The organism is Paenibacillus sp. SRL342, from assembly GCF_984798905.1.
In genome coordinates this window covers 5,553,062-5,574,895 of the sequence record NZ_OZ481790.1, presented here as the reverse complement: position 1 = coordinate 5,574,895, position 21,834 = coordinate 5,553,062, and the positions used below count along the sequence as shown (strand labels likewise).

Annotated in this window: 16 protein-coding genes, 9 tRNA genes and 2 rRNA genes; 25 read left to right on the top strand and 2 right to left on the bottom strand. The window is 47.3% G+C overall.

The features are described from left to right. Positions 1–259 precede the first annotated feature (259 nt). The 19 genes from AC4E8D_RS24585 (at position 260) to yajC (ending at position 12,540) form a co-directional block, all read left to right on the top strand. A 23S ribosomal RNA gene (locus tag AC4E8D_RS24585) occupies positions 260–3,187 on the top strand. 78 nt (positions 3,188–3,265) lie between these two features. Next, a 5S ribosomal RNA gene (rrf, locus tag AC4E8D_RS24580) occupies positions 3,266–3,382 on the top strand. 84 nt (positions 3,383–3,466) lie between these two features. Further along, positions 3,467–3,542: transfer RNA gene (locus tag AC4E8D_RS24575), tRNA-Asn, on the top strand. A 4-nt stretch (positions 3,543–3,546) separates the two neighbouring features. Then, positions 3,547–3,618, top strand: a tRNA-Glu gene (locus AC4E8D_RS24570). Positions 3,619–3,740: 122 nt separating this feature from the next. Next, positions 3,741–3,816 (top strand) — tRNA-Val (locus AC4E8D_RS24565). A gap of 17 nt (positions 3,817–3,833) precedes the next feature. After that, positions 3,834–3,907, top strand: a tRNA-Met gene (locus AC4E8D_RS24560). A 27-nt stretch (positions 3,908–3,934) separates the two neighbouring features. Further along, positions 3,935–4,012: transfer RNA gene (locus AC4E8D_RS24555), tRNA-Asp, on the top strand. A gap of 23 nt (positions 4,013–4,035) precedes the next feature. Continuing rightward, positions 4,036–4,110 (top strand) — tRNA-Gly (locus AC4E8D_RS24550). Positions 4,111–4,116: 6 nt separating this feature from the next. Beyond that, positions 4,117–4,193: transfer RNA gene (locus AC4E8D_RS24545), tRNA-Arg, on the top strand. 16 nt (positions 4,194–4,209) lie between these two features. Beyond that, positions 4,210–4,288 (top strand) — tRNA-Leu (locus AC4E8D_RS24540). 7 nt (positions 4,289–4,295) lie between these two features. Beyond that, positions 4,296–4,369, top strand: a tRNA-Pro gene (locus AC4E8D_RS24535). 204 nt (positions 4,370–4,573) lie between these two features. Next, positions 4,574–5,266, top strand: coding sequence for a BofC C-terminal domain-containing protein (locus AC4E8D_RS24530; protein WP_221824769.1), 693 nt, complete (start codon positions 4,574–4,576; stop codon positions 5,264–5,266). Between the two features lie 308 nt (positions 5,267–5,574). After that, positions 5,575–6,078: a crossover junction endodeoxyribonuclease RuvC gene (gene ruvC / locus AC4E8D_RS24525; RefSeq protein WP_017686765.1), complete on the top strand. Its 504-nt coding sequence runs from the start codon at positions 5,575–5,577 to the stop codon at positions 6,076–6,078. Further along, complete coding sequence (ruvA, locus tag AC4E8D_RS24520) at positions 6,075–6,689, top strand: Holliday junction branch migration protein RuvA (RefSeq protein WP_036616866.1); 615 nt, start codon at positions 6,075–6,077, stop codon at positions 6,687–6,689. The genes ruvC and ruvA overlap by 4 nt, the downstream gene beginning before the upstream one ends. A gap of 55 nt (positions 6,690–6,744) precedes the next feature. Then, positions 6,745–7,755, top strand: a complete 1,011-nt coding sequence (gene ruvB, locus AC4E8D_RS24515; RefSeq protein ID WP_221824768.1) for a Holliday junction branch migration DNA helicase RuvB — start codon at positions 6,745–6,747, stop codon at positions 7,753–7,755. A 104-nt stretch (positions 7,756–7,859) separates the two neighbouring features. Continuing rightward, a complete protein-coding gene (locus tag AC4E8D_RS24510) occupies positions 7,860–9,947 on the top strand; it encodes a SpoIID/LytB domain-containing protein (protein WP_339178841.1) in 2,088 nt (695 codons plus the stop codon). A gap of 6 nt (positions 9,948–9,953) precedes the next feature. Further along, positions 9,954–10,982: a tRNA preQ1(34) S-adenosylmethionine ribosyltransferase-isomerase QueA gene (gene queA, locus AC4E8D_RS24505; RefSeq protein ID WP_221824766.1), complete on the top strand. Its 1,029-nt coding sequence runs from the start codon at positions 9,954–9,956 to the stop codon at positions 10,980–10,982. Positions 10,983–11,025: 43 nt separating this feature from the next. After that, the gene (gene tgt / locus AC4E8D_RS24500; protein WP_076212514.1) at positions 11,026–12,162 is read left to right on the top strand and encodes a tRNA guanosine(34) transglycosylase Tgt; all 1,137 of its coding nucleotides are present in this window, start codon (positions 11,026–11,028) and stop codon (positions 12,160–12,162) included. Positions 12,163–12,228: 66 nt separating this feature from the next. Then, positions 12,229–12,540: a preprotein translocase subunit YajC gene (yajC, locus tag AC4E8D_RS24495; RefSeq protein ID WP_036616875.1), complete on the top strand. Its 312-nt coding sequence runs from the start codon at positions 12,229–12,231 to the stop codon at positions 12,538–12,540. 125 nt (positions 12,541–12,665) lie between these two features. On the opposite strand, the gene AC4E8D_RS24490 is transcribed toward yajC, so the two are convergent. Next, positions 12,666–13,058: a TIGR04086 family membrane protein gene (locus tag AC4E8D_RS24490; protein WP_017686772.1), complete on the bottom strand. Its 393-nt coding sequence runs from the start codon at positions 13,056–13,058 to the stop codon at positions 12,666–12,668. A 227-nt stretch (positions 13,059–13,285) separates the two neighbouring features. On the opposite strand from AC4E8D_RS24490, the gene AC4E8D_RS24485 reads away from it, so the two are divergent. After that, positions 13,286–14,005, top strand: a complete 720-nt coding sequence (locus AC4E8D_RS24485) for a YetF domain-containing protein (protein ID WP_221824799.1) — start codon at positions 13,286–13,288, stop codon at positions 14,003–14,005. A gap of 7 nt (positions 14,006–14,012) precedes the next feature. Here the strand turns inward: AC4E8D_RS24485 and spoVB are convergent, their stop codons facing one another. Further along, positions 14,013–15,635, bottom strand: a complete 1,623-nt coding sequence (gene spoVB, locus AC4E8D_RS24480) for a stage V sporulation protein B (RefSeq protein ID WP_405130703.1) — start codon at positions 15,633–15,635, stop codon at positions 14,013–14,015. A 227-nt stretch (positions 15,636–15,862) separates the two neighbouring features. Here spoVB and AC4E8D_RS24475 point away from each other — a divergent pair, with 227 nt between their 5' ends. The 5 genes from AC4E8D_RS24475 (at position 15,863) to recJ (ending at position 21,824) form a co-directional block, all read left to right on the top strand. Continuing rightward, entirely contained in the window at positions 15,863–16,102 is a 240-nt protein-coding gene (locus AC4E8D_RS24475; RefSeq protein WP_036617497.1) for a post-transcriptional regulator, read from the top strand. A gap of 91 nt (positions 16,103–16,193) precedes the next feature. Beyond that, the gene (secD, locus tag AC4E8D_RS24470) at positions 16,194–17,444 is read left to right on the top strand and encodes a protein translocase subunit SecD (protein ID WP_405130702.1); all 1,251 of its coding nucleotides are present in this window, start codon (positions 16,194–16,196) and stop codon (positions 17,442–17,444) included. Next, complete coding sequence (gene secF / locus AC4E8D_RS24465) at positions 17,434–18,342, top strand: protein translocase subunit SecF (RefSeq protein WP_221824764.1); 909 nt, start codon at positions 17,434–17,436, stop codon at positions 18,340–18,342. Before secD ends, secF begins: the two co-directional genes overlap by 11 nt. 73 nt (positions 18,343–18,415) lie before the next feature. Continuing rightward, positions 18,416–19,375 (top strand): cation diffusion facilitator family transporter, encoded by a 960-nt coding sequence (locus AC4E8D_RS24460; RefSeq protein WP_145150218.1) that lies wholly within the window; start codon positions 18,416–18,418, stop codon positions 19,373–19,375. Positions 19,376–19,415: 40 nt separating this feature from the next. After that, entirely contained in the window at positions 19,416–21,824 is a 2,409-nt protein-coding gene (gene recJ / locus AC4E8D_RS24455) for a single-stranded-DNA-specific exonuclease RecJ (RefSeq protein WP_490205342.1), read from the top strand. The last annotated feature ends 10 nt before the right edge of the window (positions 21,825–21,834 follow it).

Genomic DNA, 21,834 nt, shown 5'->3' with positions numbered 1-21,834 from the left:
GTCGGCTAGTTACTCACTCGTTGCTCAGTTTTGAGAGCTCAAACTCTCAAACAGCTTGCTTTTGCATGGAGCTTGTTCTTTGAAAACTAGATATCGAAACGAAACAAACGCGAATTAGAACATTCCTTTTTAGCTGAACTTGTGTTAAACAAGTTTAAATAAAAACGGTAGATTGCACGTACGATGGTATCGGGTGAGAGCGACTTTTGGCTTTGCACAAGCAAAACAAGGGAAGCGAGCAGTCGAAACCGGAGCACGAGGTTAAGCTACTAAGAGCACACGGAGGATGCCTAGGCGCTAGGAGCCGATGAAGGACGTGGCGAACAACGAAACTGCCTCGGGGAGCTGTAAGCAAGCTTTGATCCGGGGGTGTCCGAATGGGGAAACCCAGCTGGGGTAATTTCCAGTTACTCACAACTGAATACATAGGTTGTGTAGAGGCATACCAGGGGAACTGAAACATCTAAGTACCCTGAGGAAGAGAAAACAATAGTGATTCCGTCAGTAGCGGCGAGCGAACGCGGAGAAGCCCAAACCAGAGAGCTTGCTCTTTGGGGTTGTGGGACGTCTCACATGGAGTTACAAAGGAACCGGTTAAGCGAAGAGGTCTGGAAAGGCCCGCCAAAGAAGGTAAAAGCCCTGTAGTTGAAAGTTGGTTCCCTCCGAGACGGATCCCGAGTAGTGCGGGGCACGTGAAACCCCGTATGAATCCGGCAGGACCATCTGCCAAGGCTAAATACTTCCTAGCGACCGATAGTGAAGCAGTACCGTGAGGGAAAGGTGAAAAGCACCCCGGAAGGGGAGTGAAATAGAACCTGAAACCGTGTGCTTACAAAAAGTCAGAGCCCGTTTTAGGGGTGATGGCGTGCCTTTTGTAGAATGAACCGGCGAGTTACGTTCCCGTGCAAGGTTAAGGTGAAGAGCCGGAGCCGCAGCGAAAGCGAGTCTGAATAGGGCGACTTAGTACGTGGACGTAGACCCGAAACCGGGTGATCTACCCCTGTCCAGGGTGAAGGTGCGGTAACACGCACTGGAGGCCCGAACCCACGCATGTTGAAAAATGCGGGGATGAGGTGGGGGTAGCGGAGAAATTCCAATCGAACTCGGAGATAGCTGGTTCTCCCCGAAATAGCTTTAGGGCTAGCCTCGGAAAACAGAGTCGTGGAGGTAGAGCACTGATTGGGTGCGGGGCCCGCAAGGGTTACCAAGCTCAGTCAAACTCCGAATGCCATAGACTTACTTCCGGGAGTCAGACAGTGAGTGCTAAGATCCATTGTCAAAAGGGAAACAGCCCAGACCATCAGCTAAGGTCCCCAAGTGTGTGTTAAGTGGGAAAGGATGTGGAGTTGCACAGACAACCAGGATGTTGGCTTAGAAGCAGCCACCATTGAAAGAGTGCGTAATAGCTCACTGGTCGAGTGACTCTGCGCCGAAAATGTAACGGGGCTAAACACACCACCGAAGCTATGGCTTGATGCTTTGCATCAGGGGTAGGGGAGCGTTGTATAAGGGTTGAAGGTGTACCGTAAGGAGCGCTGGACATTATACAAGTGAGAATGCCGGTATGAGTAACGAAAAGATCAGTGAGAATCTGATCCGCCGAAAGCCTAAGGGTTCCTGAGGAAGGCTCGTCCGCTCAGGGTAAGTCGGGACCTAAGGCGAGGCCGAAAGGCGTAGTCGAAGGACAACAGGTCGAAATTCCTGTACCACCGTAAGCCGTTATGAGCAATGGGGGGACGCAGTAGGGTAGTGACGCGGACTGATGGATGTCCGTCTAAGCAGTGAGGCTGATGTGTAGGCAAATCCGCACATTGTAAGGCTGAGCTGTGATGGGGAGCGAAAATTATAGTAGCGAAGGTCATGATCTCACACTGCCAAGAAAAGCCTCTAGCCAGGTGATGGTGCCCGTACCGCAAACCGACACAGGTAGGCGAGAAGAGTATTCTAAGGCGCGCGGAAGAACTCTCGTTAAGGAACTCGGCAAAATGACCCCGTAACTTCGGGAGAAGGGGTGCCCCGGTAGTGTGAATAGCACGAGGGGGCCGCAGTGAAAAGGCCCAAGCGACTGTTTAGCAAAAACACAGGTCTGTGCGAAGCCGTAAGGCGAAGTATACGGGCTGACGCCTGCCCGGTGCTGGAAGGTTAAGGGGAGTGGTTAGGGAGTAATCCCGAAGCTGTGAACCGAAGCCCCAGTAAACGGCGGCCGTAACTATAACGGTCCTAAGGTAGCGAAATTCCTTGTCAGGTAAATTCTGACCCGCACGAATGGCGTAACGACTTGGGCGCTGTCTCAACGAGAGATCCGGTGAAATTTTAATACCTGTGAAGATGCAGGTTACCCGCGACAAGACGGAAAGACCCCATGGAGCTTTACTGCAGCTTGATATTGAATTTGGGTACGATCTGTACAGGATAGGTGGGAGCCTTTGAAGTGTGAGCGCCAGCTTGCATGGAGGCAACGTTGGGATACCACCCTGATCGTATCTAGGTTCTAACCTGGTACCGTAATCCGGTGCGGGGACAGTGTCAGGTGGGCAGTTTGACTGGGGCGGTCGCCTCCTAAAGAGTAACGGAGGCGCCCAAAGGTTCCCTCAGAATGGTTGGAAATCATTCGAAGAGTGCAAAGGCATAAGGGAGCTTGACTGCGAGACCTACAAGTCGAGCAGGGACGAAAGTCGGGCTTAGTGATCCGGTGGTACCGCATGGAAGGGCCATCGCTCAACGGATAAAAGCTACCCTGGGGATAACAGGCTTATCTCCCCCAAGAGTCCACATCGACGGGGAGGTTTGGCACCTCGATGTCGGCTCATCGCATCCTGGGGCTGAAGTAGGTCCCAAGGGTTGGGCTGTTCGCCCATTAAAGCGGTACGCGAGCTGGGTTCAGAACGTCGTGAGACAGTTCGGTCCCTATCTGTCGTGGGCGTAGGAAATTTGAGAGGAGCTGTCCTTAGTACGAGAGGACCGGGATGGACGTACCGCTGGTGTACCAGTTGTTCCGCCAGGAGCACCGCTGGGTAGCTATGTACGGACGGGATAAACGCTGAAAGCATCTAAGCGTGAAGCCCCCCTCAAGATGAGATTTCCCAGTATGTAAGACCCCTTGAAGACGACGAGGTAGATAGGCTGGGGGTGGAAGTGCAGCAATGCATGGAGCTGACCAGTACTAATCGGTCGAGGGCTTATCCAATAGCAAGTGATAATTCGCATGTTTCGTTTCGAATCTAGTTTTCAGAGAACGATCTCTGAATGTAAGCTAAGCTATGCGTTTGGTGGCGATGGCGGAGGGGTTCCACACGTACCCATCCCGAACACGACCGTTAAGCCCTCTAGCGCCGATGGTACTTGGACCGCAGGGTCCTGGGAGAGTAGGACGCCGCCAAGCGAACTCTTTCATCATACATAGAAAACAGGCTCTGCATGTTGATGTTGTACGATGAATTGCATTTGCAGTGCAAATGCATATTATTCCCTGATAGCTCAGTTGGTAGAGCACTCGACTGTTAATCGAGTTGTCACAGGTTCGAGCCCTGTTCGGGGAGCCAGTAAGGCCCGTTGGTCAAGGGGTTAAGACACCTCCCTTTCACGGAGGTAACAGGGGTTCGAATCCCCTACGGGTCATAGCTATATTTATAGCTTTAACAAGGGATGAGAATCCCAAAGGTTCGTCGGAGGATATACCTCGTTAGCAACTGCTTCGCAGTCTCGAACGAAGTGAGAGTATCCCCTACGGGTCATATTATGGAGGCTTAGCTCAGCTGGGAGAGCATCTGCCTTACAAGCAGAGGGTCGGGGGTTCGATCCCCTCAGCCTCCACCATATAAACTTTATAACGACGCGGGGTGGAGCAGCCCGGTAGCTCGTCGGGCTCATAACCCGAAGGCCGCAGGTTCAAATCCTGCCCCCGCAATTATACTTTCCTTTGAGAAAGTGATCTGGAACCGTGGTGTAGTTGGCCTAACATGCCTGCCTGTCACGCAGGAGATCGCGGGTTCGAATCCCGTCGGTTCCGCCATTTTTATATTAATAATACCGTATGCGGAAGTGGCTCAGCGGTAGAGCATCGCCTTGCCAAGGCGAGGGTCGCGGGTTCGATTCCCGTCTTCCGCTCCAATATTTGCGCCCTTAGCTCAGCTGGATAGAGCGTTTGACTACGAATCAAAAGGCCGGGAGTTCGAATCTCTCAGGGCGCGCCATTATAACTTCAAATTTGCCGGCGTGGCGGAATGGCAGACGCGCTCGACTCAAAATCGAGTGGGAAACCGTGGAGGTTCGAGTCCTCTCGCCGGTATATATAACGGGATGTAGCTCAGCTTGGTAGAGCACCTGGTTTGGGACCAGGGGGTCGCATGTTCAAATCGTGTCATCCCGATCTCTAAAAACATTATCTATAATTAGATAGTGTTTTTTTTATTTATCTATATATAAGATTCTATAAATGCAGGTTCCGGTATTCACTATGACAAATTCTCTAAGCTATCACATGCGTGATCCTTCTTCAGACGACAAGTTAGTTGTGCATAAAGCCTCGTTCTTTAGGTCACAATAGGTTTAAAAAGTGATAGAAGGGGTTCATGTGAACACGTTTAACTTCAGAAAACAATTCAAGAGACGCTGGCGACGGTGGAAACGAACAGTATGGATGACGGCGGCTTTACTTGCAGTTACGATATTGGCTTACAGTGGGTTGTCTATCTCATCGGCCATAGAGCGTTTATTGACAACTAATTTTAGTGAGGCAACCAGTGTGATGGGCCCTGTTACGCAGGAAACAAGATCAGAACAGGAGATTCAGGCGTTAGTAGAGCAACTTGATTCTGATCCGGATCATTTAACGAGTGTGGTTTTGGAGATACAGTACATCTGCGGAGTGGAGACAGAGCAGTTAGGCAAGATGGCTAGACCGCAGTTGAAAATGCTACTAGCTCAACATCCGGAATGGGATGCTACCGTTGGAACATCAGATGAGTTGCATTTGAAGCAACGTGTAGATGACCTTTCACCGCTATGTAAACAACAGGCTTATATCAGCATTGATGCTGTAGGGAACCTTAATTTGTACGAGGGCAAACCTGCAGAAGAGAAGGTTATTCGTACGTTCTTTCAGTTGGATGTTGGGACGTTGGAGAGTTCTTTGCCTGATGGGGTGCTGGAGCAACTTCAGCAGGGTATTCGGATTCAGGATAAGGATGAGTATGATAGCGTAATCTCCACCTTCAGTGACTATGCCGTGGATGAAGATCACCATTTAATCCGCAATGGCGGGTAATCCAAACGCCCTCACCTACAGTATTAAGATTGTGAATTACTGAAACGATGGTGGCAATAGCAATAACATTCGTGGTTTACGTAACCAAGCGATAGAATCCAAAATACGTGGAATGTGGTGAAGGACATCGAAGAGATGTCCTTTTTGTCGTTTGAACTGAAATACATGAAAATACGCATAAACATGTAAAAAATCCGCGAATAAAGACGAGTAGTCAGTTAGACAAAGTTTTTCCTGCCGCAGGGTCTATCTTTTGTTATAATGAAATGAACGATACATATGTTCGCTTTTGTGAGGGAGAGATGGTTTTGCGTTTTTTGGGAATTGACCCGGGGATTGCGATTGTTGGTTTTGGTTTTGTGGATAAAATCGGCAGTAAGGTGGTACCCGTACAATATGGATGTATTCAGACGGAAGCTCATACCCCTGAAGAGGAACGATTGCTTCACGTATATGAAGGTATGGTGCAATTGATTGATAAATACAAACCGGACGCAGTAGCGCTGGAGAAACTTTTTTTCAATCGGAACGTTACAACAGCGATGTCTGTGAGTCAGGCTAGAGGAGTTATGGTACTCGCTGCCGCACAGAAGGGTCTGCCTATTGCAGAGTATACGCCAATGCAGATCAAGCAGGCTGTTGTGGGGTACGGTAAAGCAGAGAAGAAGCAAGTACAGGAAATGGTCAAAATGTTCTTGCGTCTTCAGGTCGTTCCTAAGCCGGATGACGTAGCGGATGCATTGGCTGTAGCCGTGTGCCACGCACACTCTTATACATTAAATTCCAAGTTGAATGAGGTATTGCGAAAATGATTGATTTTCTAAGAGGACAGTTCATTCATGTAGAGAATGATTATATTGTGCTGGATGTTCATGGTGTAGGTTATCGCGTATTCTGTCCAAATCCATTTGCGTTTGCGAAGCAAGAAGGTGAAATTACCGTGTACACTCACCATCATGTGCGTGAGGATGCGATGTTGCTGTTTGGATTTGTTACACGGGATGAGCAACGTTTGTTCCGTAAACTGATTGAAGTATCCGGTATCGGTCCAAAAGTAGCTCTGGGCATACTCGCTGGAGGTACACCAGAACATGTGGTTACGGCGATTTATCAGGAGAATCTTACGTTCTTGACCAAATTGCCAGGCATCGGCAAGAAGACTGCTCAACGCATGATTCTGGATCTTAAGGATAAGCTGGATAGTTTTGGCGCGGCAGCGTACGCAACAGGTTTGTTCGCTCCTCCATCGGAAGAGTCGGGAAGTGGTTCAGCCTGGGATGAGGCACGTGAAGGTCTCAAGGCACTTGGGTATACTGACAGTGAGCTTGATAAAGTGTGGCTCAAATTGAAAAAGGATGTTACTACAGCAGATTCCGTTGATGTGTTGATGAAAAAGGCGCTGCAAATGCTGTTTACGGGATAATACAAATTGCATATTATAATATAGCTGTAGCCTGCAAAAAAAGGTAGGGATGAACATGGATGACCGGATTATTTCCGCGAACCTGATGATGGAGGACCAAAATGTTGAGTTGAGTCTTCGTCCCCGGTATCTGAATGAGTATATCGGGCAGAATCAGGTGAAGGAAAATTTAAAGATATATATTGAAGCTGCCAAATTTCGTAATGAGGCATTGGATCACGTTTTGTTATATGGACCACCTGGACTTGGTAAAACAACACTTGCCAATATTATTGCCAACGAATTGGGTGTTAATTTACGAACCACGTCAGGCCCGGCTATTGAACGCCCGGGTGATCTTGCAGCATTGTTAACCAATCTGCAGGAAGGTGATGTCTTGTTTATTGATGAGATTCATCGTTTGCATCGTACGGTTGAAGAAGTCATGTACCCGGCTATGGAGGATTCGGCATTGGATATTATGATTGGTAAAGGTCCAAGTGCACGTTCCGTTCGGCTGGATCTGCCATCATTCACTCTAATTGGGGCTACAACGCGTGCTGGCTTGCTGTCTGCTCCACTTCGAGACCGATTTGGTGTTATCAGTCGATTGGAATTCTACACGGTTGATGAGCTGGCTTATATCGTCTCACGCTCTACCGAAATTTTGGGTGTGGAGATTGTGGGAGATGCTGCGCAAGAGATTGCATTGCGCTCACGTGGGACACCGAGGATCGCCAACCGTTTGTTAAAACGAGTACGCGACTTTGCACAGGTGCGTGGTGACGGGATTATTACGCAGACACTGGCGGAAGAAGCACTGCAACGTCTCCAGATTGATCCGCGTGGCCTGGATGAGATTGATCACAAAATGCTCAAATCGATGATCAACAGCTTCCGGGGAGGCCCGGTAGGGCTGGATACCATTGCTGCTACGATTGGTGAAGAAAGTCAGACGATAGAGGATGTCTATGAACCGTATCTGCTTCAGATTGGTATGATTCAGCGTACACCAAGGGGCAGGATCGTAACAGATCTCGCCTATCATCATTTGGGTCTACCTGTTCCACCAAGAGACGGTAAATAATCGAACCTGTTGAACATGCTCATTTGAACATTCATCATAAACATTGAAATAATCACGTTAACCCGATATAAAAGTGAAGGAAATGCATGGAGAGGAGTCTGATTGTGGGAAAAGCAATACGAACGAAGAAGTGGAGTCGTCGATTGAAGGTACTGGCGGCAGCTCTTTTGACAGTGGGTTGCCTGCAAGTGCCTGCTTATGCAGCAGGAAATGATGGACAAACGATCCGGGTAGCCATGTTTGCAAATCTGGGTAGTACGTATAAATCAACTACACCACTCATTACGCTTGAATCTACAGAAAAATGGAGCATCCAATCGGAGAGTGGCGCAAATGTAAGCCTTCCTGCAGGGCAGGTCCGTTTCAGCGCAGACGGATTTCGAGTGAAAGTGTTGGAGACAGCGGATTTCAAGACAGCATCTGCAGCAGCAAAACTGTTGCAGGCAACCGCGGATAAACCGTTGCTGTTCACAACGTCTGTGAATGGAAATGCCATTTACCAGCTCTACACAGGCAACTATGCAACGGAGGCACTGGCTGGACAAGCTGTTACACGAGTACAAAAGGTAGCAGCAGCTCAATTGGCTGGTCAAAAGCCAGCTGTAACGGGAAGTAAACGCCTGTCTGCTGGAACCTATGGTTCGATTCAGGAAGCAGAGGCAGCACAAGCCAACCTTTTATCAGCAGGGGTTAGTAGTGCCTATCCAGTCCTTCAACTGAGTGGAGGAAGCCAAGCCTATGCGGTATGGGTGGGTGAAGCTTCAACGGATGCGGAATTAACCGCATTGAAGAACAGTGTGGAAGCCAAAGCTCCAGGGGTAAGCCTTTCACCTGTCAACAATAGTGCAGGGCTCATCATCCGTCAGGATGCTGGATTAAGTACGGATGCACTGAAAACAGCTCCGCATTACACCATTGCAGGTACTGAATCCAAAGCATTGGTACAAGGGAATGACAATGGCATCAAAGTAGTGGAACGTTCCCAGCGAACGTATCGTGGAGATATGGAAATCAGCATCGTAAGTGGTGATCTGGCGTTGGTCAATGTCGTTCCACTGGAGCAATATCTGTACTCTGTCGTTGGGGCAGAGGTGTATTCCTCCTGGCCTGCTGAGGCTCTGAAAGTTCAAGCTGTAGCGGCTCGATCCTACGCGCTTCAACAGGGTGAACGTTTCAAAATTGCCAATGTCGTGGATACAACGCTCAGCCAAGCCTATAACGGGATTGGTTCGGAGAACGATAAAGTAACCAGCGCAGTGGATGCAACTACTGGAGAAGTGGTCAAGAGCGGTGGTAAAATCATCGAAGCTGTGTTCTCCTCCAATGCGGGTGGCCAGACGGCTCATCCTTCTGAGGTATGGAACGGTGGAGCAGGTGTTTTCACCAATGTAGTTAGCTCGGGTGATGCATCAGCCCAGGCAGGATTACATATGTGGTACCATGTGCTGCTCAGTTCAGGCGTTAGCGGGTACATTCGTGAGGACAACATCAAAGAATTAACGACCAAGACCAATGCGGGACTGGCAAAAGTGACGGTAACGGCTCAGAATACCAATGTGCGTTCCGTTCCGTTAATTCAATCCACCGTGGAACCTGTAGCCAAAATGAATCCAGGGAACGAAGCTGTTGTGTTGGCAAAAGTGGCTCAATCCAACGATTATGCCTGGGTGAGAGGACCTTTCACGTCTGCCCAGTTGGTTAAATCCCTTCAGGGCAAAACAACAGCATCTGTTCCTGCTTCAATCTCAACCTTGGAAGTAACCAAGCGTGGACCTTCCGGAAGAGCACTTGAAGTCACTGCCAATGGACAGGCTATGACGGTGAAATATGCCGATACATACCGCTCTGCGCTCGGTGGATTACCGAGTACTTTATTTGATATTGCAGGGACCGGAAGTTATACTGTATTAGGCGCTGACGGCAAAACAGCCAGTAAAACCGGCTCAAATGGTGCCTCTATATTGTCTTCTTCTGGCGCAGGAACATCATCCGGTAATGCACTTGTAGTTATGAGTGGTGATGGTCAAGCGAGAGCGGTAACGCAGGGTCAGACCTTCATGTTCATCGGTCAGGGCAATGGCCACGGATTGGGCTTGTCCCAATGGGGAGCCAAAGGCATGGCAGATGAAGGGTATGATTACCAGGCAATATTGAAACACTATTATCAAAATGCGACTATTGTTAAGGAATGAAACTAAATGAATGTGAACTTATATGATTTTGAATTACCAGAGCAGTTGATAGCACAGACGCCGTTGCTTGATCGCGCGGCATCCCGTTTGCTTACCTTGAACAAAGATAGCGGTGAGATTAATCATCAAACGTTTCCTGATATCATCGATTTTCTGAATCCCGGCGATACATTGATTCTGAATGATACACGTGTTCTACCAGCCCGTCTATTCGGTACAAAAGAAGATACCGGAGCAAAAGCGGAAGTGTTATTGCTCAAAAATGTGGAAGGTGACAAGTGGGAAGCACTGGTTAAGCCGGGTAAAAAGCTGAAAGCCGGTTCAGTCATCGTATTTGGTGAGGAACTCAAGGCAATCATTGAAGAAGAGGGCGAGATGGGGGCACGTACACTTACGTTTACGTATGATGGAATCTTCCAAGAGATTCTGGATCGTCTGGGTGAGATGCCGTTGCCACCTTATATCAAGGAGACATTGGATGACCGCGAACGGTATCAGACCGTGTATGCCAAGCATGAAGGATCGGCGGCTGCACCTACAGCAGGATTACATTTTACGGATGAGTTGTTGGATCAGATTCGTGCGAAAGGTGTTAATGTGGCCTTCATTACGCTTCATGTAGGACTGGGAACATTCAGACCGATGTCGGTTGACGTTGTTGAAGATCATGTCATGCATGAGGAGTATTACTCTTTGTCACAAGAAACGGCAGATCTGATTAACCAGACCAAAGAGAATGGACACCGTGTTTTTGCGGTTGGGACAACGAGCTGCCGGACTTTGGAAACGGTAGGCAGCAAATTTGAAAATGGCATACTGCAAGCGAGCAGCGGATGGACCAGCATTTTTATCTATCCGGGCTATTCCTTCAAAGTGATCGATGGGATGCTTACAAATTTTCATCTCCCGAAATCCACGTTGGTTATGTTGGTTAGTGCGCTAGCAGGCAGGGAACATATTATGCAGGCATATGAGGAAGCCATCCAAGAGAAATACCGGTTCTTCAGCTTCGGCGATGCCATGTTGATATATTAGTATAACGGTATAACGATTAACTTTTAGAGGATGATTAAAACCAATGGCAGCAATTACGTATGAACATATCAAAACTTGCAAACAATCCGGTGCACGTCTGGGACGTGTACATACACCTCACGGTGTTATTGAGACACCAACCTTTATGCCTGTAGGTACACAGGCGACTGTCAAAACAATGAGCCCTGAAGAGTTGAAAGAAATGGATGCTCAGATTATTTTGAGTAATACCTATCATCTGTTTCTGAGACCAGGACATGAAATCATCCGTGAAGCTGGCGGACTGCACAAATTCATGAACTGGGACCGTCCTATTCTGACGGACAGCGGCGGATTCCAAGTGTTTTCTCTCAGCGAGATGCGCAAAATTACGGAAGAAGGCGTTAACTTCCGTTCTCATCTGAATGGAGACAAGAAGTTCCTTTCTCCTGAAGTGGCGATGGAAATCCAGAATGCACTTGGCTCCGATATTATGATGGCTTTTGATGAATGTCCACCGTATCCGGCTGAATATGAATATGTAAAAAAATCACTCGAAAGAACAAGCCGTTGGGCAGAACGTTGTCTCGAAAGTCACGCTCGTCCGCATGACCAAGGTCTGTTTGCCATCGTACAGGGAGGCATGCATGAAGATCTTCGCCGTCAGAGCGCTGCAGATTTGACTTCCATGGATTTCCCGGGGTATGCTATTGGTGGACTGAGTGTTGGAGAACCGAAACATTTGATGTATGGTGTATTGGATTATACGTTACCTTTGTTGCCGTCCAATAAACCACGTTATTTGATGGGGGTAGGTTCGCCCGATGCGTTGATTGAGGGATCTATTCGTGGAGTGGACATGTTCGATTGTGTTCTGCCTACTCGGATTGCCCGTAACGGAACAACGATGACCAGCCAAGGACGTCTGGTAATTCGTAATGCCAAGTTTGCAACCGATTTTGGACCATTAGATCCTGAATGTGATTGCTACACTTGTCGCAACTATTCCAGAGCTTATCTGCGTCATTTGATCAAAGCAGATGAAACATTTGGCCTGCGTTTGACAACGATCCATAATCTTCATTTCTTGCAGAATTTGATGCGTAATGTACGTAAAGCCATTATGGAAGATCGTTTGCTTGATTTCCGGGATGAATTTTTCGATCAATATGGTCTTCATGACAATGACAAAGGTTTCTGATTGAGTTTTGAGGAAACCGGCGTAACAAGCAATATCTGTATGTATAGTCGATAAGGGGGAGTTTGAATGTTTCAAGGAATGCCTCTAGCAGGAGCGCAAGGCGGTGGGATCGTATCTTTGATTGTACCTTTAGTACTCATGGTTGCGATTTTCTACTTCTTAATGATTCGTCCACAGAACAAAAAGCAAAAGCAACGGAATTCCATGCTGAGCCAATTGAAAAAAGGCGATAAAATTGTAACGATTGGTGGCCTTCACGGTACGATCGCTGAGATTACGGATGATGTGGTTGTATTGCGTGTAAACGATGTAACTAAGCTTACATTTGACCGTAATGCAATCAGCACGGCTGTAGCTCGTGATACGGCTGTTGAATAGTTACTGTAACATAGAATAACGAGGGTGCGTTTGTGGCGTATTCCCTAGTAGAGAACCGGATCTCCTTGGAGAACCGGTTCTCTTTTTTGATTTATGAGGGAAGGTCGATGTTCTTTACCAGTCAGTTAGGAGCGATGCGTATTAACACCGAACATGCCACCGAGAGCTGAAATGAAGAACGCGCTAAGCAGTTGTAAACTATCCTTCCAATTAAACGAAGCATCCAGCGCGAGAAATCCGATCAATAGCACAAGGAGTCCATATACAATTCCGGTAATGCCTCCGTAGTACCATCCTTTTTCACCAGAACGTTTGCCTGCCACAAAACCACCAACCAATAATGACAAGCCATGAACAACATAGGTATAGAGTGAGAGGTCCTGTTCCCGCATTCCGCTCATCCAGAGAAACAAAGAGAGTATTAATGCCCCGATAAACATCCATACAAAAGCCTGACAGAGGCCTGACAGAATCGGATTGGACACTCGAAACGAAACCAAGCGGCGGATCAATTGCATGAAGCAACCCCCTTGTACAAGTTATAAGTTAATACAGTGTATGGTCAAGCCTTTGGACTTATGAACTGAATTTCCATTAAATGAACGGATTATTTCTGCATGAGCATATAAGGTTCAGGTCAAAATAGGGATTGCACTACAGCTAACTGTAAAAAACTCAGTTTCGAAGGAGGACCCCTGTTGTGAACTTCCCAGATGTCGGATCACATATCTTTCGAACCATTCTCATGTACTTCCTTGTGTATTGTGCTATCCGGGTTATGGGCAAACGCGAGATAGGTAAGTTATCCATGTTTGATCTGGTCGTCTCAATTATGCTCGCTGAGATGGCTGCCTTTGTGATTGAAGATATAGATAAACCATTGTCTCATGGCATTGCACCTATGTTGACGGTTATCATCGTGCAAATCGGAATGGCCTTTGTCGGTTTGAAGAGTCGGAGACTCCGTTTGATGATTGATGGCAAACCTACCGTATTGATCTCCAAAGGAGTTCTTCATCGGGATGAGATGCGCAAACAGCGATATAACCTGGATGATCTGTTATTACAGCTCCGAGAACAAAATGTAGATAGTATTGGTGAGGTTGATTTCGCAATATTGGAGACCACAGGTAAGCTGACCGTTTTTCCTAAAGATCAAAATGCTTCTAATGGCAGCAGTAACAGTTCTACTGATTCTGACTCAGAAGGGTCTTCTTCCAGCAAATCCAAAACAGGAAAAAACCAAATCGATGGATTTCCAAATATCAAATATGAAGGTCTGCCGTTGCCTCTGATAATGGATGGTAAAGTCCAGGATCAGAATCTGGAGCTCATCCAGAAAACGAGATTTTGGCTAAAAAATCAGATCCAGCATAATGGCATTTTGGATTTCAAAGATGTATTTATATGCTCCATCGATCACAATGGCAAAGTGTATGTAAGTCCAAAAGATGATAAAAAATGAATGAATATCATTTGCCTGAACGACGTTTGAACCATGAACCAATAAAAGGAGCACGGGACAGATCATGAAAGTCAATCATTTTCGTCCAGCCCATGACGATGAAATAAACGATAAGCCCTACAAAAGGAGCAAGAAGCATCCTGACCCAAAAAGGCAGTATCATGACCGTCTCTTCGTATACCAGCAGGGTCGCTGCTCCCATGATAAACATTCCGGCAACCGTCTTGACCCAATCCATGATCTTAAAGCGGAATTGTAGCAGTTTACGTACGCTTTGGGCATGTAGTAGGGTAACCACAGTAGAATTTACACAGATAGCAATAACCGCACCGAAGATGCCATACTCGGGCCGGGAAGCGAGTGTTAAAATTAAGGTGATTTTGATAACCGCACCGATAAACGTATTCAGCAGTGCTTTACCTGGACGGTCAAGAGCTTGTAACGCAGCTTGAAGAGGAGCTTGAATATAAATGAACAACGCAAAAGGAGCCATTAGCTTCAGCATGCTTCCGATCGATGCATCATTATACAGAACAAGACACATCGGTTCGGCAAGCACATACATAAACACGGAAAACGGAGCACCTGTCACAAGTGCCAAGCGTAAGGCCTGATGCATTCTTTTGTGAATCAGAGCGCGATCTCCCTGAGCAGAAGCTTCGGACAGTGAAGGCACAAGTGATGTCGCGAGCGATGAGGTTAGTGCCCCCGGCAGCAGCAGCAAAGGAATAATCATACCTTGTAATGCACCATATTGTGCTGTAGCAAGTCCCTTGGATATGCCTGCCAGAGCCAGACTCTGGGCAGTAACAATAGTTTCGGCAAGATAGGATAAGGAGCCAACCAATCGGCCTGCTGTAACAGGAATAGAGATTGCAAGCAAACGCCGGATTAATCCGGGCTGTGGAGTACCCGTTTCTTTCAGAACTGAAGGTATTGGGTTTAAAGGTTTGGTTGTGAGATTGGGCATGTTCTGATGTTTGGCGAGCGGTAACTCTTTCTTCTGCCTGTTATACTTCCACAAGAGTACAAGCATACCGCCGAATTCTCCAACGAGTGCGCCCAGCATGGCACCAGCAGCAGCTTGGGCAATACCGTGGGGGAGGAGAAGCCAGGCAAACCAAATGACACAGACGATACGAATGATGGTTTCAACAATGGATGAAATGGCAGTAGGCATCATGTTTTGCTTACCTTGGAAATACCCTCTGTAGACAGCAGATACGGCGATAATAGCAATCATGGGGCTCATACTAACGAACGTATGGTACACCCGCTCATCTGTGAGCACGTACTTGGTAACCCAGGGTGCAAACAGGATGCACAAAAACATGAATACAACACCCAGAGTCAACGTAAAGCTTAAGCTTACTTGCAGGATTCGCTGAGGGGAATAACGATTGGCACCGGTATCAGCTTCGGCTACGAGCTTGGCTACGGCGAGCGGAATGCCACCCGTAATTAATGTCACCAGTACAATAAAAAAGGGATAGCTCAATTGGTAGATGCCAACACCTTCTGCACCAATGACTCGTGGCAGCGCAATGCGCGGAATGAAACCAAGTATTCGATTAATTATGCCTGCCGCGAGCAGGATCATGGCCCCCTGGATAAATGTCTGTTTCTTCAAGACTACCCCTCTTTCCCGGTTGAAAGTACAGGCTATCAACATAAACGGGACAAAGCCGTTGTTCTTCATCCTATGCCAGTCCTTTATCTTCTCATGACAACTTGGACACGATTAACAAAAAGAACCATAATCAGCAAGAAGGAATATGATCAGGCGAAGTCGAATCATGTAATATTGATGCCGCATAAAGGCTTGGATGTACGAAGGGAGGCTCCCCGTTGGAAGAAATGAATGATGTGGAGTTGGAACAGTCAATAGAGATGCTCTGCCGTAGCAAAGCGGAGGAATTAAGGCTTGTCGGTTACGAATATGTCACCAGCAAAGATGTCTGGAATTGCGTCAGTCATAAATATGAAAAACAGGGCATTCCACCGCTTCACCAGCTGGTGAACGACATTTTGTCACTGAAAGCAACAAGCTTTATGAACTTTATGACCGTGTCTGCATACCGGGGGTCCTCTTTCTAGACGAAAGGGATCTTTTTTGTTGAAAATTGACTGCTTTTTACGGCATCGCTATAATAGGAATATTGAGAACGAAAGGGGATCTAGGAACGGCATGAAAAGAATTATCAGTTTCATTCTGGTCGTGCTTGTCACCACAGGGGTAATGGTGGGAACAAGCCCGGAACTGCTCAAAAATATACGCTTGGGCCTTGATTTAAAGGGAGGCTACGAGATCTTATATGAAGCAGAGCCGCTCGAAGCAGGTCAACAAGTCACCAAAGCATCTTTGGTGCAAACGGCCAAAAGCCTTGAAAGCCGCGCCAATGCGCTCGGAACAAGCGAACCGGAGGTAACCACTGAAGGAAGCAACCGGATTCGATTGAAGTTGGCAGGGGTTACGGATGAGGCTGAAGTTAGAGCCAAAATGAAAGAACCGGCTGTTCTGACCTTCCGTAGTAAAGCTGAGAACGACAAGGAAGGCGAATACACCAAAATTGAGCTTCGCGGAAATGAATTTGTTGAGAATGCAGCCAAAGTTGTGTTCACTCAATTGAATGAGCCTATGATTGACATTCAAGTGAAAGACAAAGCTAAGTTTTCCGAGATCACCAAACGTTTGATCGGACAACCTCTCGCCATTTATTTGGACGATGAGCTGCTCTCTGCTCCAACCGTTAGACAACAGTTGACAGATGGTTCCGCTCAGATTTCGGGTGCTTACACACGTGACGAAGCAAACCAGCTTCGTGACACCATTAACCTGGGTGCATTGCCACTGAAACTTACAGAGAAGTATTCACAAAGTGTTGGTGCAACACTTGGTAAGCTTTCTCTGGATCAGACCATTAAAGCGGGATTGATTGGTTCCGTTATTATTCTAGTGTTCATGATTGGGCTTTATCGCATTCCTGGTATTATCGCGAGTTTTGCCTTGATTACACATACGTGGCTGGTACTTGCAATCTTCTATATGGGAGAATTCGTGCTTACCCTTCCAGGTATTGCGGCGTTTATCCTGGGTATAGGGATGGCGGTGGATGCCAATATCATCACGTACGAACGGATTAAGGAAGAGATGCGCAGTGGTAAGTCGATCTTGTCATCGGTTAAAGCGGGTGGTAAACATTCCTTCCGTACAATCATTGACTCCAATGTCACAACCATTATTGCAGCCGCTGTTATGTTCTTCCTAGGTACAGGTGCGGTTAAAGGGTTTGCACTCGTGCTGATTTTTGATATTGTCACCAGCATTATCACGAATATTTTCTTCTCCCGCTTCCTGTTGACCCTGCTCGTACGGGCTAACGTGTTGAAGAAGCCTAAGTACTTCGGAGTGAAGGAGAGTGAAATTCGTGCGCTTTAATTGGAATTTTGATTATATTAAAGGAAGTAAAATTGCCTATACATTCTCGATCATTTTGACTGTAGTAGGGATTATCAGTTTGCTCTCACTTGGATTGAACTACGCCGTTGATTTCCGTTCAGGATCAAATGTGGATATCACCGTATCCAAAGCCATCACAGCGGAGCAAATCAATCCAATCGTGAATGAACTGGGTGTTGACACAAAGGAAGTCCAGATCACGACTGGATCTGATCGGGTTAATGTTCGATTCTCGAACGTACTGGATGAAAACCAAGAAAGCAAATTCAAGCAAGAATTTAGCAAACTGGATGAGACGGCTTCCTATGAAGTGAATACCGTTGATCCAGAGATGGCCAAAGAGCTTGAGCGTAATGCGATCTATGCGGTACTGATTGCTAGTATCGGAATCATGATCTATGTTGCGATTCGATTCGAATGGCGATTCGCTTTGGCAGCGGTTGTTTCCATATTCCATGATGCTTTCGTAGTTATAAGTGTATTTTCTATATTCCGTCTTGAAGTGAATCTGACCTTTATTACGGCTGTACTAACCATTGTCGGATTCTCGATCAACGATACCATCGTTATCTTTGACCGGATTCGGGAGAATCTGCGTTTCGCCAAAAAATCAACGAAAGCTGATCTACGTGAAGTGGTCAACCGGAGTTTAGCCCAAACGATGACGCGCTCGCTGAATACAACATTTACTGTATTTATTGCTTCACTCTGTTTGTTTATTTTTGGCGGAGAGTCTATTCGTATGTTCTCTCTGGCGATGGTGATCGGAACATTCTTTGGTGCCTATTCTTCAATCTATATCGCCGCTCCATTATGGTTCACGCTCAAAGGTAAACAAGTGGATAAGCCAAAAACAGTAGCTAAAGAATCTAACTAAACATCGTATTGTGAAGCCGCGTCTGCCAGGCGCGGTTTTGCAACTTTATGTACAGAATTAAGGGGGAATATTCATGACCAGAGAACATATCCCATCTGCTCAAGCTGCCACATGGAGCGGTATTGCTGGTAATATGGGACTTGCGGTGATCAAGGCTGGGGTCGGTTACATGGCAAATAGCAAATCGTTGCTCGCAGACGGCTTGTATTCTGCTTCTGAAGCTGGTTCTGCCCTGGCTGGTCTCTTTCCCTCCAAGTCTGTACGCCATAAGAGCAAGGCACGCAGGGAACGCTTTAAAGAACACTCACGTGTTGCTAGACCGGGAATTTCAGTATTGTTATCTGTGCTGATCCTTATGGGCGGCTTACAGCTTGCCATCTCCGCATTGGGGAGTCTCTCCGGAAGTGAACCGGAAGCACCCGGCAAGTCGGTACTTTTGGTGGCTGTTGCAGCTCTGGCTGTGAAAGAAGCGATTTTTCAATTTCAGTACAGATATTTCCGTAAACGAAACCAGTCTCAGGCGCTGGCCTATGCACAGCAACATCGCCGTGCACTCTATTGTTCGCTCACCGTGTTAATCGGCATTATAGGATCGATGGCTGGTGAAGAGACGGGTTTGAGCATGCTGCTCTACCTGGACCCCACGGCTGCGTTGATTGCTTCCTGTTTTGTGCTTCACAAGGGTTACCGAATGATTGTGGACACAGTCTATGGTTCACTCGTTCAGGAGCTGGAGCAGGAAGAAGCGTCAGATTTCAAAGAGACCGTACAGCGGGTATATGGCATCATTACCATTGAGCATTTGGTTGCACGTGAACAGGAACATGACGTTACGATTGAGCTGGTCATTAGTGTGAATCCGAGAATCTCAATACTGGAAGCACAGGAGATTGCTAATCGGGCCAAGACTCTACTGCTAACCCGTTTCAGTCATGTGAAAGAAGTACAGATTCAAGCGATACCTTATGATCCAGGCTATCCTTATAAATCCAATCATGAACTGCCCGATCACGAAGCGACATTAATTCAGTAGTGAAGCGCGGGTCCAGTAGATCAGGAAAGGAGCGTTATCATTGCTTTATTCGCAATACCGGTGGAATACACCGAATATCGATCTGGAGGCGGCTGCGGGACTCTCGCAGGCGCTTTCCGTTTCACCCCTTGTTGGACGTTTGCTTGTGAGTCGAGGAGTGCACAATGAGAAGGAGGCCGAACGTTTTTTGCATCCTGATCTGAATCAGATGCATGATCCGTATCTGCTACTCGGCATGAATGAAGCTGTCCCTCGAATTAAACTGGCTTTGGAGCGGGAAGAACATATTTTAATCTATGGGGACTATGACGCTGACGGCGTATCCAGTACATCGCTGATGATCCACCTGATGCGTCATCTTGGGGCCTCGTATGATATATATATCCCTCATCGCTCGAATGAAGGGTATGGATTGCACAACCATGCGTTGGATTGGGCCCATCAACAGGGCGTTTCATTGATTATTACCGTGGATACCGGAATCAGTGCTGTTGAACAGATTGCCTATGCGGCAACGCTGGGCATCGAGGTCATTGTGACAGACCACCACGAACCACCTGAAATTTTACCGGAAGCTTATACACTTATTAATCCGAAACTTCCGGGATGTCCGTATCCTTTTAAAGGTTTGGCAGGTGCGGGGGTAGCCTTAAAGCTGGCTCAGGCATTGATCGGGGAAGTGCCCGGTGAATGGATGGAGATTGCCGCTATCGGTACGGTTGCCGATCTGATGCCTTTGGAAGGTGAAAATCGGGTTATCGTCAGTTATGGAATAGAATCCATGCGTGGCTCGCGTCTTCCAGGTGTAAGTGCGTTGCTGGAAATCAGTGGTGTGGATCAGAGTCAGGTGACCTCGATTAATATTGCCTTCGCCATGGCACCACGTATTAATGCTAGTGGACGTTTGGACCATGCGGGACGGGCGGTGTCGCTGCTCACAACCGAGAATCTGGATGAAGCTCATACGCTAGCCGGTCAGCTTGATCTATTGAATCGGGAACGGCAGCAAGTCGTAGAGGGCATATTACAAGAAGCAACGGCACAGTTGGAACAAAAGATACAGCTTCGTTCTGGATCCGTTCCAGATGTAATCGTATTGGCTGGTGAAGGCTGGAATGTCGGAGTGGTTGGTATTGTGGCTTCCAAATTGCTGGACCGCTATTACCGACCTACACTTATTCTTGGGATTGATCCAGAGAGTGGAGTCTGCAAAGGCTCTGCGCGCTCCATTGAGGGCTTGGATATCTATGAGGCACTCACAGTCAACAAACACACCATGGATCATTACGGAGGACATCCGGCTGCTGCAGGGATGACCCTGCATCGGGATCAACTGGAAGAACTTGAGGTGGGGTTGAATGAGTTTGCTGCAACCGTGTTGACCGAAGAGGGCTTTGTACCTCAACGTCTTGCGGATGATGAATGCAGAATTAGTGATGTTCCGCTGAAAGTGATCCAGGAGATCGACAGATTGCAGCCTTTCGGGATGAGCAATCCTTCGCCACGGTTTGTATTGAGAAGTGTGACTGTGAAGGAAACCAGAACAATGGGACGAGAGAAACGCCATCTGAAACTGGTTCTGGAGCAGGATGGTCTGCAACTGGAAACCGTCGCTTTTGGCAAGGGAGCGTTAGCAGAGTTTCTTCTCCCGGGTTCCGTTATTGATGTGATGGGGGAACTGTCCATCAATGAATGGAATGGGATGAGAAAACCTCAATTGATGCTTCAGGACATTCATGTTCCTCAGGTCCAAGTGTTTGATTTACGCGGTAATGCCGAGCCACTAAATGCAATGAAGCATTTCTTGAGCTCACTTGAGGTGCATCTGCGATATAAATCAGGTTCTGTTGGTGCTATTGTTCGGAAAGAAACAGATGTTTCCGAGGGAAATTCATTGTATGAACCTTGCCTTTGGGTATATGATAGAAAGGTCGGGTTATTTCCGTGTAATGCTGCTGCACAGCATTATGGACAGGAACAAGTCCGGACGTTATTTGTGTTTGATACGCCGGAAACCCCGGAACAACTTGATGCCATGCTGGCTTTGTTCAGTGGAGCTGAGAATATCATCCTTCTGCACGGATCAGGCAACCGCCGAGATCGCCTTCAGATGCCTTCCAGAGAACTCTTTAAGCGTATTTATATGCAGGTGTTGAAATGGAAAGCTGAACCCGTGGAGGAACAAGAGATTACTCCTGTGCTCAGTCGTCAGTGTGGTTGTTCGCCGCGCATGATTACGATGATGTTGGATGTATTCGAAGAGTTATCCTTCATTACCCGTGATAACGGCAAAATTGCGTTTGTGGATAACCCGCCTAAGCGTGAACTAACCGCTTCACGTCACTATCAGGCGCTCGAAAATATGGCTGAGATAGAACAGGTGATGCTGGATGCAGCCACACCGCAACTGACACAATGGATGATATCCCGGATGAAGGGCGTATCTTAGATGGAAGTTT

Bases quoted from the DNA above. Each gene is read 5' to 3' on its own strand.
- ruvA (WP_036616866.1), top strand. From the start codon at position 6,075: ATGATTGATTTTCTAAGAGGACAGTTCATTCATGTAGAGAATGATTAT.
- AC4E8D_RS24460 (WP_145150218.1), top strand. From the start codon at position 18,416: ATGACCAGAGAACATATCCCATCTGCTCAAGCTGCCACATGGAGCGGT.
- queA (WP_221824766.1), top strand. From the start codon at position 9,954: ATGAATGTGAACTTATATGATTTTGAATTACCAGAGCAGTTGATAGCA.
- ruvB (WP_221824768.1), top strand. From the start codon at position 6,745: ATGGATGACCGGATTATTTCCGCGAACCTGATGATGGAGGACCAAAAT.
- AC4E8D_RS24490 (WP_017686772.1), bottom strand. From the start codon at position 13,058: ATGCAATTGATCCGCCGCTTGGTTTCGTTTCGAGTGTCCAATCCGATT.
- AC4E8D_RS24485 (WP_221824799.1), top strand. From the start codon at position 13,286: ATGTACTTCCTTGTGTATTGTGCTATCCGGGTTATGGGCAAACGCGAG.
- secD (WP_405130702.1), top strand. From the start codon at position 16,194: ATGAAAAGAATTATCAGTTTCATTCTGGTCGTGCTTGTCACCACAGGG.
- tgt (WP_076212514.1), top strand. From the start codon at position 11,026: ATGGCAGCAATTACGTATGAACATATCAAAACTTGCAAACAATCCGGT.
- yajC (WP_036616875.1), top strand. From the start codon at position 12,229: ATGTTTCAAGGAATGCCTCTAGCAGGAGCGCAAGGCGGTGGGATCGTA.
- AC4E8D_RS24475 (WP_036617497.1), top strand. From the start codon at position 15,863: ATGAATGATGTGGAGTTGGAACAGTCAATAGAGATGCTCTGCCGTAGC.